The 14,121-nt window shown below is 41.2% G+C and carries 15 protein-coding genes, 2 tRNA genes and 1 riboswitch; of the genes, 10 read left to right on the top strand and 7 right to left on the bottom strand.

Features of this window, described 5'->3' with window-relative positions; genetic code table 11:
* Nucleotides 1-46 precede the first annotated feature (46 nt).
* The gene (locus tag WD019_RS09135) at nt 47-322 is read right to left on the bottom strand and encodes a YciI family protein (RefSeq protein ID WP_026677704.1); all 276 of its coding nucleotides are present in this window, start codon (nt 320-322) and stop codon (nt 47-49) included.
* Nucleotides 323-602: 280 nt separating this feature from the next.
* Here WD019_RS09135 and WD019_RS09130 point away from each other — a divergent pair, with 280 nt between their 5' ends.
* The 8 genes from WD019_RS09130 to dat all read left to right on the top strand — a co-directional run bounded on the left by WD019_RS09130 (nt 603) and on the right by dat (nt 5,502).
* Entirely contained in the window at nt 603-890 is a 288-nt protein-coding gene (locus WD019_RS09130; protein WP_026677703.1) for a hypothetical protein, read from the top strand.
* 121 nt (nt 891-1,011) lie between these two features.
* Nucleotides 1,012-1,395: a DUF2203 domain-containing protein gene (locus WD019_RS09125; RefSeq protein WP_026677702.1), complete on the top strand. Its 384-nt coding sequence runs from the start codon at nt 1,012-1,014 to the stop codon at nt 1,393-1,395.
* 65 nt (nt 1,396-1,460) lie between these two features.
* A tRNA-Arg gene (locus WD019_RS09120) sits at nt 1,461-1,535 on the top strand.
* A 190-nt stretch (nt 1,536-1,725) separates the two neighbouring features.
* A complete protein-coding gene (locus tag WD019_RS09115; RefSeq protein WP_026677701.1) occupies nt 1,726-2,652 on the top strand; it encodes a rhodanese-related sulfurtransferase in 927 nt (308 codons plus the stop codon).
* 400 nt (nt 2,653-3,052) lie between these two features.
* Complete coding sequence (locus tag WD019_RS09110) at nt 3,053-3,430, top strand: kinase-associated lipoprotein B (protein ID WP_425711276.1); 378 nt, start codon at nt 3,053-3,055, stop codon at nt 3,428-3,430.
* 29 nt (nt 3,431-3,459) lie between these two features.
* A complete protein-coding gene (nadE, locus tag WD019_RS09105; RefSeq protein ID WP_026677699.1) occupies nt 3,460-4,287 on the top strand; it encodes an ammonia-dependent NAD(+) synthetase in 828 nt (275 codons plus the stop codon).
* 44 nt (nt 4,288-4,331) lie between these two features.
* Nucleotides 4,332-4,604, top strand: a complete 273-nt coding sequence (locus WD019_RS09100; RefSeq protein WP_425711275.1) for a hypothetical protein — start codon at nt 4,332-4,334, stop codon at nt 4,602-4,604.
* Nucleotides 4,605-4,647: 43 nt separating this feature from the next.
* A complete protein-coding gene (gene dat, locus WD019_RS09095) occupies nt 4,648-5,502 on the top strand; it encodes a D-amino-acid transaminase (RefSeq protein WP_425711274.1) in 855 nt (284 codons plus the stop codon).
* A 39-nt stretch (nt 5,503-5,541) separates the two neighbouring features.
* Here the strand turns inward: dat and WD019_RS09090 are convergent, their stop codons facing one another.
* The 6 genes from WD019_RS09090 to WD019_RS09065 all read right to left on the bottom strand — a co-directional run bounded on the left by WD019_RS09090 (nt 5,542) and on the right by WD019_RS09065 (nt 11,465).
* The gene (locus WD019_RS09090) at nt 5,542-5,913 is read right to left on the bottom strand and encodes a hypothetical protein (RefSeq protein ID WP_425711273.1); all 372 of its coding nucleotides are present in this window, start codon (nt 5,911-5,913) and stop codon (nt 5,542-5,544) included.
* Nucleotides 5,914-6,022: 109 nt separating this feature from the next.
* On the bottom strand, nt 6,023-7,024 hold the full coding sequence (locus WD019_RS09085; protein ID WP_026677695.1) for an inorganic phosphate transporter: 1,002 nt from the start codon (nt 7,022-7,024) through the stop codon (nt 6,023-6,025).
* Between the two features lie 14 nt (nt 7,025-7,038).
* Nucleotides 7,039-7,659, bottom strand: a complete 621-nt coding sequence (locus WD019_RS09080; RefSeq protein ID WP_026677694.1) for a DUF47 domain-containing protein — start codon at nt 7,657-7,659, stop codon at nt 7,039-7,041.
* 218 nt (nt 7,660-7,877) lie between these two features.
* A tRNA-Pro gene (locus WD019_RS09075) sits at nt 7,878-7,954 on the bottom strand.
* A 68-nt stretch (nt 7,955-8,022) separates the two neighbouring features.
* Nucleotides 8,023-9,888, bottom strand: coding sequence for a prenyltransferase/squalene oxidase repeat-containing protein (locus WD019_RS09070; protein ID WP_425711272.1), 1,866 nt, complete (start codon nt 9,886-9,888; stop codon nt 8,023-8,025).
* A 215-nt stretch (nt 9,889-10,103) separates the two neighbouring features.
* Entirely contained in the window at nt 10,104-11,465 is a 1,362-nt protein-coding gene (locus WD019_RS09065) for an MATE family efflux transporter (protein ID WP_425711271.1), read from the bottom strand.
* A gap of 220 nt (nt 11,466-11,685) precedes the next feature.
* Nucleotides 11,686-11,876, top strand: a riboswitch (cobalamin riboswitch).
* Nucleotides 11,877-12,036: 160 nt separating this feature from the next.
* On the opposite strand from WD019_RS09065, the gene WD019_RS09060 reads away from it, so the two are divergent.
* Nucleotides 12,037-12,408, top strand: a complete 372-nt coding sequence (locus WD019_RS09060; RefSeq protein ID WP_026677691.1) for a (2Fe-2S) ferredoxin domain-containing protein — start codon at nt 12,037-12,039, stop codon at nt 12,406-12,408.
* A gap of 32 nt (nt 12,409-12,440) precedes the next feature.
* Nucleotides 12,441-14,111 carry a precorrin-3B C(17)-methyltransferase gene (gene cobJ / locus WD019_RS09055; RefSeq protein WP_425711270.1) on the top strand — a complete coding sequence of 557 codons (1,671 nt, stop codon included), beginning with the start codon at nt 12,441-12,443 and terminating at the stop codon, nt 14,109-14,111.
* The last annotated feature ends 10 nt before the right edge of the window (nt 14,112-14,121 follow it).

Here is a 14,121-nt window from a genome sequence, read left to right as displayed (position 1 = left end):
CAAAAAGGAAGCCTTTCAGATTGAAAGATGCTTCCTTTTTTGAGAATTATCTCTTTACCACATCCGTGTTCATGGCCCATTCTTTAATTTCATAGTCCCGTGCACCGTTTAAGACGTATGGATCATTTTTCGCTAAATTGGTGGCGGTTTCTAAATCGTCGGCTTGATAAATAACAAGACCACCCGAACCGTCGACAAAGCGGCCGTATGTAAATATATGCCCTTTTTCCGTCAATTCTTCAAGGTAACGCAAATGGCTTTCCCTATAATCGGCGCTTTTTTTCTCGTCTAACATTGGTAATTGTACGGCAAAATATTTCATCTGAAATCTCCTCCTGTTCATGTTTATTATCATCTGAAATGTAAAAAAAGAAAAGAGGCGGCAAAGTTTTTTGAAAAATAGAAATATTCCCTAATGTCATGGTATAATATATATAAAGTAAATAAATATTGGAGTGTTGTTGCATCTGCCTCGTACCAAAATCTTTTTCTATTAAGTTCATTTAATAGAAAAGATAGATTATTTTTTCAGGACAAGTATAATTCCAAAAAAACTGAATAATAATGGTACAAAAGCGGAAAAATAAAGGAGAGTGTTCTCTATGAAAAACATGATTAGCATCAATTTGTATAAAAGAAAAGATCAACAATTCAGCAAGGATGATAGACTTATGCTTTTCATGACCAAATTCCATTTGAAATCAAAGCATGAAAAATGGCACACTCTTCGAATATTACTGCGCCGTCATTCCTGTCATTTGGTCGAACAAATATTGATCAGTTCTGAATATAGACGCGATTTTCCTGAACTGCTTGAAGATGAAGTGATACGTAATTTTTATCTAGATTTAAAGCAGCCGAAAAAAGAAATGATGAGAGCACAAGGGTAAAACAAGTTCTTTTGGAGACGTAAGAACTTGTTTTTTCTTTTTCAATTTCAATTCAAAATTGGTATAATAAAATAAAACATGTATTTACTTACATCAAAGGAGGGTACATCTCAGGTTGTTTATGAAATACTTTGCCCTTGAAGAAGCGAATCAACTCTTACCTGTAATCACAAAGGAGTTAGAAGCACTTCAAAAATTACAAAAAGCGTTTAATTCGTTTGTGGATGAGCTTGAACGGATGCAAAATTCCACCAATCCTCCGACTGAAGAATTTTTTATGATTGAAAGCAAGTTGGAATTATTGGAAATGGAAGCGCAATCTTACATACATAAAATTCAATCGTTCGGTGTGCAATTAAGGGATATTCAATTTGGGCTCGTAGATTTTCCAGCCATTATCAATAATGAAGAGGTTCTGTTGCGATGGAGACAAGGGGATCCGTCGATTACTAAGTACCACCGAATACATAATGGCTTGATTAGTGAAAAATCCTTGAAAAATTAAAGGATAATAAAAAATCCTTGCAATTAATTTGAAAATCCGTTATGATATTATTCGTGACGGTAAGTGCGCCTATAGTGAAATGGATATCACACGAGATTTCGGCTCTCGTATTCTGGGTTCGAATCCTGGTGGGCGCGCCATCAAATTCATTCAATTGGATATTGAATATTACAAGATGCCACAGGGTATACTACCGGTGGTTTTTTCTATGGTTTAAGAAGTTGTTCAAAAAGCCCGGGGAATTTCATCCTCCTTTTTGAACCGTATGTCATGTGAGGATAAGGTTTATTTAACCCTCAAAAAATTCAACGTTGCAGGTTGGTGATTAAGATGAAAAAAGAAATGCCTTATCGAATTTTATTGTACTATAAGTATGTTCCAATTGATGATCCGGAAAACTTTGCAAAAGAACATTTGAAGTATTGCAAGGAGCTTGGGGTTCTTGGAAGGATTCTCGTCTCGGAAGAAGGATTAAATGGAACAATTTCAGGAACAGTTGAACAAACAAACAAATATATGGAAGATTTGCGAAAAGATCCGCGCTTTTCGGACATTGAATTTAAAATAGACGAGTCTGAAAAGCATGCCTTTAAAAAGATATTTGTTCGCCCGAAAAAAGAAATCGTAACCTGGCGTTTGGAAGAAGACGTCAAGCCATATGAATTAACGGGAAAACGATTAAGTCCAAAAGAATTTTATGAAGCTTTGCAAGATGAAGATACAGTCGTTGTCGATGTAAGAAATGATTATGAATATGAAATCGGACATTTCCGCGGTGCCCTACGCCCTGACGTAAAAGCGTCAAGGGAATTCCCGGAATGGGTTCGGAAAAACTTAGATCAATATAAAGACAAAAAAATCATCACCTATTGTACGGGCGGGGTGCGCTGTGAAAAATTCACGGGATTTTTACTGAAAGAAGGATTTAAAGATGTTGGCCAGCTTCACGGCGGCATTGTTTCGTACGGTAAAGATCCGGAAGTAAAAGGCCAGCTCTGGGAAGGAAAATGTTACGTTTTTGATGAACGAATTTCAGTTCCGATTAACCAGGTAGAAGATGTTGTTATTGCGAAATGTTATTATTGCGGTAAACCGGAAGATCGTTATGTAAACTGTGCGAATCCGGAATGCAACCGCCAGCATGTTTGCTGCGTTGAGTGCGAAGAGAAATATAAACGGTCATGTTCAGATGAATGTCGGGAACATCCGAGAAACCGTTACGAGTTGGAAAAGAAAATGGAAAGTGCACAAAAGTAAATAGTTGAGACAGCCAGCAGCTTTATTGCTGGCTTTTTTTCATTTTGGGAATAAGTCTGCCGGCATCGAGATAAAAGGCCGGGAAATAACGAATAAACCTCGATTATAACAGACCGGCCGATTGATTAGTACAGATTCTCGAGTATAACAGCCGGTGTTACACACTATAACAGATGAGGTGTGTGGATAACTGCCGCCTTCAGGGGATAACTTAATCGTATTTTGCGGTGCATAAATATACATGGGTGTATCGTTTATACCGTACCCCGGTATTTGAGTTTTGTCACATCCATTGAAGAGAAAAAATTTCACGTTCATCCCTTTAACGATTCGTCAAAAGTGGTATGATGTATACTGGAAAGGGTTTTAAAATGGTGTGTAAAGAAAGGATAAAAGTAAAATGGCTTTAGAAATCGGGCAGTATGTAACAGCGATGTATAAGACGGGTAAATATATTGGCGAAATCGTACAGATTAGAGAAAATAAAGCGTTAATCAACATTTTAGCTGTTTTAAAACATCCGATGCAGGGTGATCTTCACCACCCTAAACAGGCGGACGTCCCTTTTTTCCAGCAGCGGAAAGCGCTGGCCTTTACGGAAAAAACATGGGCGACGATACATACGGTAAAACCATATTCGGGGGAAGTTCCCGATTATACATCTTCATTAAAAGCTGCGCTTGAAACAGAGCTCAAGAAGTTAAGTGAAGAGAATAGCGAATGGGCAAAACGGAGTATCCATGAGCTTGAACAATTAAAAAAAGATTACCATATTTAATGAAAGAATGAAGTGAAAGGATGATCAAAATGAACGACTTACAACAAAAAATCATTGATGCCCTTCATGTGAAACCCGAAATCGATCCGAAAAATGAAATAAAAAATCGCATTCAGTTTATGAAAGATTATTTAAAAAAGACGGGTATGAAAGGCTTTGTTCTTGGTATAAGCGGCGGACAGGATTCAAGCCTGGCAGGCAGGCTTGCCCAGCTTGCTGTTGAAAGCTTGCGTAAAGAAACGGGTGAGGACTATCAGTTTATCGCTGTCAGGTTGCCTTATGGCGTTCAAAAAGATGAAGAAGATGCAAAGCGGGCACTTCGTTTTATCCGTCCGGATCGTACGATTACCGTTAATATTAAAAAGGCTGTTGATGCGTCCGTTTACTCTTTTGAAGAAGCGACTGGCATGAAGCTGTCAGATTTTCTTAAGGGAAATGAAAAAGCAAGAGAGAGAATGAAAGTTCAATATGACATTGCTGGCGCTTATCAGTTGCTTGTGATCGGGACGGATCATGCGGCAGAGGCAGTTACCGGATTTTATACGAAACATGGTGACGGCGCATGCGATCTTGTACCGTTATTTGGACTTACTAAACGGCAGGGTAAAGCGTTATTAAAGGAACTTGGCGCAGATGAAAAAATTTATATGAAAATTCCTACGGCTGATTTGGAAGACGAAAAACCGCTTTTGCCTGATGAACATGCGCTCGGCGTAACATATGAAGAAATTGATGATTATTTAGAAGGAAAAGAAATCAATGACGATGCGCGAAAAAAACTAGAGAAGCGCTACATAATGACCGAACATAAACGCCAGCTGCCGACCTCCATTTTCGATGATTGGTGGAAACAGTAATTTTAAACTTTGTTGCCATATAATAAAAGAGGAGCCGGTTAACCTTGAGTAAAACTGCAAAAATTGTCATTATCGGAACGTTTCTATTTCTCGTTTATTTTGTTTCTTCGACCATTACGCGAGAAAATGCAAGAAAAGCTGATATTAGCGGGATTCATGATTACTTTAAAAAAGACTTTAAAATTGAAGATGAGTTAAAAGACCAATATGATCATAATTTTATTGTGAAGGTCGGGAACGAGACGTATGAAGTCGTTCTTAAAAAGAATAAAGTAGTCTCGGCGAAAAAAGTTGCCGATGAAAATAGGAAGGAATAAAGCCTTTCTTTTTTCATCGAATCATTTTCCAGGGGGGAGAAACATGCAAGAATATGTTTTATATAATGATGCAGTGATCAATCGGGAAAATGCCGCGATCGATATGGAGGATCGAGGGTATTTATTCGGAGATGGCATTTACGAAGTGATGTTTGTATACAATGGCCGTCCTTTTGCTGTACAGGAACACTTTACCCGTTTTCAAAACAGCGCCCGTAAGCTTGAAATGAATCAGCCATTTACGAATGGTCAATTTGCCGAACTAACAAACGAATTAATTGAGAAGAATAATATAATAAATGGAATTGTTTATATTCAAATGACAAGGGGAAAAGGTCCGAGAAATCATCTATATGAACGGGATGCAGAGGCGATCGTGACAGGTTTCGCAAGAGAAATGAACCCGCCAAAAGAAGCGCAGGTAAAGGGGATTCGCGCCCTTTTAACGGAAGATATTCGCTGGCTTCGATGTGATATCAAAAGTTTAAATTTGCTCGGCAATACGATGGCTAAACGAAAAGCTGCCGATTACAGCTGCGCGGAAGCTTTAATGCACCGTGACGGGATTTGTACGGAGGGATCTTCATCCAACCTTTTTATTGTCAAAAATAATGTCTTGCAAACACACCCGGCAAATCACTATATTTTAAACGGAATTACAAGACAATTTGTATTGGACATCGTAAAAGAACTAAAACTCAACGTGCGTGAAGAAGCGTTCACAATAGAGGAATTAGCCGGAGCTGATGAAGTATTCATTACGAGCACAACGATGGAAATTACACCTGTCGTCTCCATTGAGGGGGACATAGCTAGTGAATATAAAATTGGTAAAGTCACCAGGCTATTGCAAGAAAAATTGAAAGAAAAAATCGGCGCACTTTGTCACATGAAGTAGAAATAAAAGAGAACCTCATAAAATAAAAGAGGTTCTCTTTTAAAAGATTTTAAAAAGGGAAGCGATGGAGCCGATTTGCTTGGCCACTCCAATCGCAGTATTCAAATTATTGAATGTTTTTCCGAAATCAAATTGCCCGTTTGGCGTATAAAAGAGTTGTTTGAATGGACCCGGGTTTTGCCCGCCTCCCATCGGATAATAGGGGGGTGCTCCGAGTGGGAATTGATTCGGATATTGAGGATGTCCCTGGCTGGCGTTCGCATATGGATTGAAATAAGGCATTTGTGTTTGATTCATGTTTGGGTAGGAAGGATTCATTTGACCTAAGCCATTCATTCCATTTTTCTGAAAAGGATCATAACCGCCAAACGGAAAAAAAAGATCAGACGATTGAACATGATTTGAATGCATAGAGCGTGTTCACCTCGATTTTCTGCATAGTTATTTATATGCATTAACCACTTGAAGCGTATAGACAAGATAATTAAAAAACCCTTGAAGATTTCTTCAAGGGTTACTTCTATAAAAATAAATTAAGTACCTGATAGATTCCTGCGGCGATTAATGCAGAAATAGGAAGGGTGATAATCCAGGTCATAACAATTTTTCTAGCTACTCCCCATTTAACCCCTTTAACCCGCTTCGCCGAGCCTACGCCCATAATCGCAGTAGAAATAACATGTGTCGTACTGACGGGCAAGTGCAAAGCAGTGAACGTGAAAATGATAAGGGCAGACGAAAGGTCAGCTGCTGCTCCATTTACTGGCTGCAATTTTGTTATTTTTCCGCCAACGGTTTTAATGATTTTCCATCCACCGATTGATGTTCCGATCCCCATTGCGGTTGCGGCACCTAAACGAACCCAGTCAGGTACATCACTGCCGGCTTCTAAGAATTTGCCAGAAATAAGGGCCAGCGTAATGATCCCCATCGCTTTTTGCGCATCATTCGTCCCATGAGAGAATGATTGTAAAGCAGCAGTGAAAATTTGGAACGTGCGAAATCCTCGATTCGTCTTTGAAAGATTTGCGTTTTTAAAAATCAATGCAAAGATGGTCATCATAATAAAGCCGACGGCCAGGGCGATAAAAGGTGAAAGAATTAACGCCTCTATAATTTTAATAAATCCGCTGTATTGAATGGCGTGAAAACCGGCGGCTGAAATGGCTGCCCCGGCAATCGCGCCGATAATCGCATGGGAAGAACTGCTTGGGATCCCATAATACCATGTAATCAAGTTCCAGGCGATCGCCGCAATAAGCGCGGAAAGCACGACAACGAGCCCGTTATGAATCGTGAAAGGGTCAACGATGTCTTTGCTGACGGTCTTGGCAACCCCCGTAAACGTCAGGGCACCAATAAAGTTCATGCTGGCAGCTAATACGATAGCAACTTTCGGCGAAAGTGCTTTAGTGGAAACAGACGTGGCTATTGCATTAGCCGTATCATGAAACCCGTTGATGAAATCAAATGCAAAGGCGAAAATAACGATCAATACGATAATGAAAAGCGTCATATCCATAGCTGAATACTCCTTTAGGCATTGCGCATGATGATGGTTTCGAGAGTGTCAGCAACGTCTTCCGTGCTATCGGATATTGCTTCTAACGTTTCGTAAATTTCCTTAAATTGCATGATTTTAATCGGATCTTTTTCGTTCGTGAACAAGCTCTTAATGCATTCGCGCAATAATTCGTCACAGACAGATTCTAAATAATTGATTTTAATCGCATGCGGGCGAATGTCCATCAATTTCTTTTTGTTTAACAATTTCGTTGATTGAGCGACTTCGACCGAAGCTTCTAGTATATAGTTTGCAAATTTCACCATATAGTCATCAGGTTTCGTAATGGAATACATTTCAAAACGGGAAGCACATGATTCCATTCCATCCAAAATGTCATCCATTTTATTTGCCAGTTCCAATATATCTTCTCTTTCAAGTGGGGTAATAAACGTTTTATTTAGATTTACTATTAATTCGTGGATGTACTTGTCTCCTTTTGATTCATATTCCTTCATTTTCTTCGCAAATTCGGTTAAATCGGATTCGCAGCTTATTTTACAATCGACAAAATACTGCGCGGATTCCTGGACATTATCGGCAATATTCGACAGTAAGTCCAAAAATAAATCTTTTTTTGAAGAAAAAATCATGTACAAAACCCTCCAATTATCAAGAAAAAGATTAGAAAAATTTGACTTCCGGCAAACCATGTTTGCGAAAGCCGTCAGTTTTTGCAAACCAATGGTATTATACCGTTAATGAGAAAAAAGATAAACAAGTTTTGAAAATAAACTATAAAGTATTCATTTTTCAGTATATCCAAACCCATAAAAAGTAAAAAAAGCAGCTGATTAAGCCGCCTTAAAAATGGTCGGGATGACAGGATTTGAACCTGCGACCTCATGCACCCCATGCATGCGCGCTACCAAGCTACGCCACATCCCGATTCAATTTTTTATTCCATTTTTAATATAAATGAAAAAAGCGAAAAAGACAAATATCGTGATTCAACTTTAATCAACATTTTTATATTTCCGATAATAATGGCTTAACGTGAGCAATGGAAAAATGTAACTGTAACTATGATAGATCATATAAAATATGCCTGGAAGGCCTTCGCCTGTTGGATAATGGGTTTTTTCATACGTATAGTTCTCTTTATTTAACAGGAAATCAATTCCGCTTTCGATCGCTTCTGTCGGGTATGGATGGACGGAAATTAAAGCATCAAGCGCCCATGCGGTTTGCACGACGGTGCTATACGATAAGGGAATGTATTTTTTATAGATGTCACTTTCGCATGATTCCCCCCATCCGCCATCAAGTCTTTGGATAGCTGTCAGCCATTTGATCCCTTTTTGGATGGATGGATCCTGAATGGGTGTGCCCGCTGCTCTGAGGCCGGTAATGGCCCCCCATGTTCCGTAAATAAAGCAAATTCCCCAACGGCCATACCAGGAGCCGTCTTTTTTTTGCATTTTCTTTAACCATTGAACAGCCGATTTTATAATCGGGTGATCGAGCTTCATATCTTCATAATTCCCTAAAAACTCCAGCGTTCTCCCGGTTAAATCAGGCATGGACGGATCGGTAAGCGTATCTTCAGCATTTTCGATCGGGAGGCGGGAGAGCCATTTTTTGTCTGTATTTTTTTCGAACGCCGCCCATCCTCCATCCCGATTTTGCATCGATAATAACCAATGCAACCCTTTTTTATAGGAACGTTTCACTTTGCTGCTATAGGGTGAATATCTTTTTAACGTCCTAAGTGCCGCCTGCGTATCATCAATATCCGGATGCATCGAATTACTTTCGGAAAATCCCCATCCACCTGGAAGCGCATGGCGGTTATGAATGATCCAATCGCCCGGTTTTGTCTGTTGTTTTTTTAATAAATAGAGCAACGTCTTTTTCATTTGCGGGTGAGAAGGTGATATGCCGCTTGAGAGCAACGCATAATTGACGAGAGAGGTGTCCCAGATCGTTGACGGGGAATTTTGAATATGAATATGGCCATTTATCTTGCATTGTAATGAAATCAATCCTTCAATGGCACGAACGATGGTTGGTGAATCTTTTTCATATCCGATGGCGGCAAGTCCGTAAACCATGAGGAAGGTGGAAGTGGCATAACTTAACAGCGTCCCATCGCTTTCAATGCGATCCAATATATAATCTTCCGCAAGACGATCAGTAGATGTTAATGGCCGGTTGGCTTTCATTTGCCATTTAGGGCCAGGATAATGATCTTGTAAATCTTCCCATAATGTACTTGGTTTGTGATTAACGTTTAAATGAGACAGGTCTGGCGTCCACCGGTTAATCATTGTAAATTTGCGATGAATCCCGAGCATGACCGGTGCAAAGTGAGCCCGGGCATAACTGGTGAAATCATAGAAATTCAGCGGGCTGCCTTTGGGCAAGCTGAAAAGAATAGTCGGATTGATTGGAACGTCCGGCCATGGATAAAGGCCGTTGAAGCAAAAGAAAACACGAGTCAAGAGACCCGATTTTTTTATGCCGCCATTTTCTCTAATAAATCTCTCCGCTTTCTTTAACATGGGGGAATGAGGTTGTACATAACCGGAGTAAAGAAGGGCTGTATAAGCTTCAAGTGTTGCAGATAAATTGCCTGTTTTTTCATCCGGATACGCTTTCCACGTCCCATCGCGTTCTTGTTTGGATAAAATGCGAGATACAAGTCGTTTCATTAAGGTTTCATCTTTCCATTCAAACATGCGCATTACAATAATCATGTACGCATCTGTTAATATGACATTTTCAAAACAAAATCTCCATGACCCGTCTTCAGATTGTAAGCGAAGAAGCTCCGTACATCGGCGCTCTATTTCTTTTTTTACCTTATTTAACCGATTCATACACGTCGCCCTTTCACTGCGATTTCCCGAACGATTCTCTCCTTTTATGAAATATGCAGGTACTTGCGGAAAGGTTCATTGAAAAGAAAACACCCGGCAATATTTTGCCGGGGATGGGGAGCACTAATAGGAAGATGATGTTGTTTACAGTATGAAATGAAAGTGGGAATAATATGCAAAAGACGCCCCCCCTCCATTCAAAGGAGGGGGGTTCGTTAAATAACTTGCTGAAGCTCGATGTCCTTCCTTTGTACGCGGGCAAGGCGGACGGAAAGGCAGACCGCACCAAAGGCGAGACCGGAAATTAAGCCGATCCAATAGCCGAATGCGCCAAATGAAGTGAATTTAGCAAGGACAATACCGCTTGGAAGGCCGATGATCCAATAAGAAACGAAAGCTAAAATAAATGTAATGTTCACATCTTTATAGCCTCTCAGCGCTCCCTGGATCGGGGCGGCAACCGCATCTGAGAGTTGGAAGAAAATCGCATAAATTAAAAAGTGTTTGGTCAATTGAAGAACGTGGCTGTCATTCGTATAGATGGACGCCACTTGCTCGTTGAAGATGAATAAACCAATTGCACACAGCATCCCCATTATGACCGCTATCGAGATTCCTAAATAACTGTACGTTTTTGCGTCTTTCAATCGCTTTGCCCCGACCTCAAAGCCGACCGCAATGGTGAGGGCCATGGCGATACTAAGCGGAACCATGTACAAGAACGAGGCAAAGTTAAGCGCTGATTGGTGTGCCGCAATCGTGGCTGTATCGAACTCGCTCATAAGCAATGTAACGGCTGCAAATATGCTCGTTTCGAAAAAAATCGAAAATCCGATCGGAACACCGATTTTTAATTGCTCTTTCCATGCAGCAAAAGAAACGCCATACAACCGTTTGAATATGTGATAATCCGCAAATGGCTTCATGCGGTGAATCACAAAGACCGCAATGAAAACGATACACCAATATGTGATCGCAGATGCGTAACCGGCACCGACCCCTCCGAGGCGGGGAAAGCCGAATTTACCGAAAATCAACAAATAATTTAGTCCGACATTGATTGGCAGGGCACAAAGTGTAATCATCATCGATACGCGGGTTTGCCCTAATGCATCAATGAAGCAGCGCAAAACATTGTACACAAAAAGCGGTATTATGCCGATGAAAATGGCGATTAAAAAACGGCGGGCGACATCGCGCACGTGACTTTCCAAATCCATATGATCAAGGATCGGGTCCAATAAAAAAATGCCACAAACAATAATAACGATGGAAAGAAAGACAGCGAGCAATATGCCCTGGATAACTTTAAACGGCACTTTGTCTTTCTCTTTTGCGCCGGCAAGCTGCGAAATGATCGGTGTTAAAGCAAGCAATATGCCGCTTAATCCGGTGTTGACAGGAGTCCATATACTGACGCCGATCGCCACACCCGCCAAATCATCCGGACTGACATGCCCGGCCATCGTTGTATCAAAGAAACTCATCGCATACAACGCTAATTGCGTGACTAGAATTGGAAGTAAAATAATTAGCAATTGCCTTAGTTTTTGCCGAACAGAAGATGTTTGATTCATTGCTTTCAATCCTCATTTGTGTGTAATATAAAAGCTCAATAAAAGGATAGTAACATACATTTATGACAAAATATAAGATTTTTGCTTCAATTTAGTATAAAATTCAGATTTATAAATCCAGCTAAACGAGCATTTTCACTAAAATAAAGTTTTTCTATTTTAAAATTTATTAGAATGTTATATCATAGAAACTGTTCGATTCTATCAATACAGTGAAAACCGAATAATTGCATTTAAGAGTGCCCGGGATGAACTTCCAGGGATAATAGGGAAATCGGTGAGAATCCGATGCAGCCCCCGCTACTGTAAGCGCTGATGAAATTGTCGATGCCACTGGCTCTAATCGCCGGGAAGGGACAAAAGTAAGATGATGCGCAAAGCCAGGAGACCTGCTTTTAAATGTTGTTTCATTTGCTTTTCGGAGGGAGGAGTAAAATGGCGGTAGACTACTAGTTTAGTCATTTTTTCTGCTATGCATGTTAGCACCTCCAGCTTCCAAAAGCTTGAGGTGCTTTTTATTTTTAAAAGACTAGCTGCAGTTGAAGGTGAAAAATAGTAAAGAGGTGGCCCTATGACGACCTGGAATTTAACAGGAACTGAGCATCATGTTTTGATTTGTAATGGATCGAGCTGTATGAGGAAAGGGGGAGAAGAGGTGACACAAGCGGTGCGCGATGAGATCGCATCGCTTGGCATCGACTCGAAAATCCATACGACAAGAACGCGTTGCAATGGGAGATGCAAAGATGCGTGCGTCGTTATCGTTTACCCGCAAGGCGCATGGTTAAACGGTATGACACCGGAGAGAGGGAGAGAAATGGTCCGAAAGCTGGCGGAAGATGAACTTAAGTGTTTGCAGCCATTTACAACTTACGAATTTAGACGCGGGGCAATGGCGCCAGTCGACAACAACGTAACGTTCGCTGGCATTTCAAAAACGTAAAAAAGATGGTGAACAACAAAGGAGGGATGCAAATGGAACAAAAAGGAAAACTGTTCATCGTCGGATTCGGTCCCGGCCATTTTGAACATATTACAGCACGGGCAAAAGAGGCGCTACAAGAAAGCGATATGATTATCGGTTACAAAACGTACGTGGAATTAATTCAAGGGCTGATTGACGATCAAGAAATTGTAAGCACTGGAATGACGGAAGAAGTATCAAGAGCCCAGGAAGCGGTCAAACAGGCCGAAAGAGGGAAGAAAGTAGCCGTCATTTCAAGCGGGGATGCAGGCGTATACGGCATGGCCGGACTCGTTTTTGAAGTGTTGATCGAAAAAGGGTGGAAAGAGGAGACGGGTGTAGCGGTTGAAATCATTCCGGGAATATCGGCCATCAACTCATGCGCTTCATTGCTCGGGGCTCCCGTTATGCATGACGCCTGCACGATTAGCTTAAGTGACCATTTAACCCCGTGGAGTCTGATCGAAAAACGGGTCGAGGCAGCAGCCCAGGCCGATTTTGTCATCGCTTTATACAATCCGAAAAGCGGGCGCAGAACGCGGCAAATTGTTGAAACGCAAAAAATTTTATTAAAATACCGTGATCCAAAGACGCCGGTAGGGCTTGTGAAAAGCGCCTATCGCGAGCGGCAGCAAGTCGTTATCACGAACCTGGAAGAAATGCTTGATCATGACATCGGCATGTTGACGACGGTCATTATCGGCAATTCTTCGACGTTTCTTTACGATGGAAAAATGATCACGCCAAGGGGTTATCAAAGAAAATATACGCTAAATAGCGAGAAGCAACGGCTGAAGCCGCACCAGCGTTTATCTAGGGAAGCAGAGCCATGGGCACTATCACAGGAAGACGAAACTGGCGAGTCGCAAACAGGCAATGAACGAAAAGAAAGCACGATGGCTGCCCTTTTGCCCCCGAAATCAAAAACGGATGCAAATGACTCTTTGGAATTGGCTCTTGAAGCGTTAGGCATGGTTGATAAAGAAGAACGAAGCGCTGAAAAATCCTTCATAACGGCCGGGCAGCCAATCGAGTCCATTTTTGAATTGGCGGTGAGCCCGGGGGTCGCGAATAAGCGGTTTACACCGGAGCAAATGATCACTCTTGCGGAAGTTGTTGGATCAAACGGAAGCATGGAATATACGCCAAATCACCAGATCGTCTTGCGCATTCCGACAACAGATCCAGATATGGTAACAGAGAAGTTGCATTCTGCCGGCTTTCTTCTAATGCCGATCGGCGATGTGCTTACGGTGAAGGCTTGCGATTTTTGCGATGGGGAAAAGGCGGAATCGATTCCATATGCCGAGGAGCTTCAAGAACGGCTTGGAGGAATGGCGCTTCCGAAAGAAATGAACATCGGTTTTAACGGGTGCGGCATGGCATGCTATAAAGCGGTTATGGAAGATATCGGGATCGTCTATCGGAAAGGAAAGTTTGATTTGTTTTTAGGCGCCAAACCTGCAGGCAGGACGGCTCATCCGGCCCAGCCTGTCGCAGAAGGAATTGAGCCTGATCAATTAGTAGATTTAGTGGCTGACATTATCGAATTCTATCAAGAAAAAGGACATCCGAATGAAAGATTTTACAAGTTTTTCAAACGAGTAAAAGAAATTAAAGGATTCAAGCATCAAGAGATCGCACCAAAAATCAAACTTGAGCCGGCTCCATGCGGAGAGTAGGCTTTTTAGG

The organism is Fictibacillus sp. Mic-4 (assembly GCF_049843615.1).
GTDB classification, from domain to species: Bacteria; Bacillota; Bacilli; order Bacillales; family Fictibacillaceae; genus Fictibacillus_A; species Fictibacillus_A gelatini.
The sequence above is the reverse complement of the archived record's forward strand: the minus strand, read 5'-3'. Positions and strand labels throughout refer to the sequence as shown.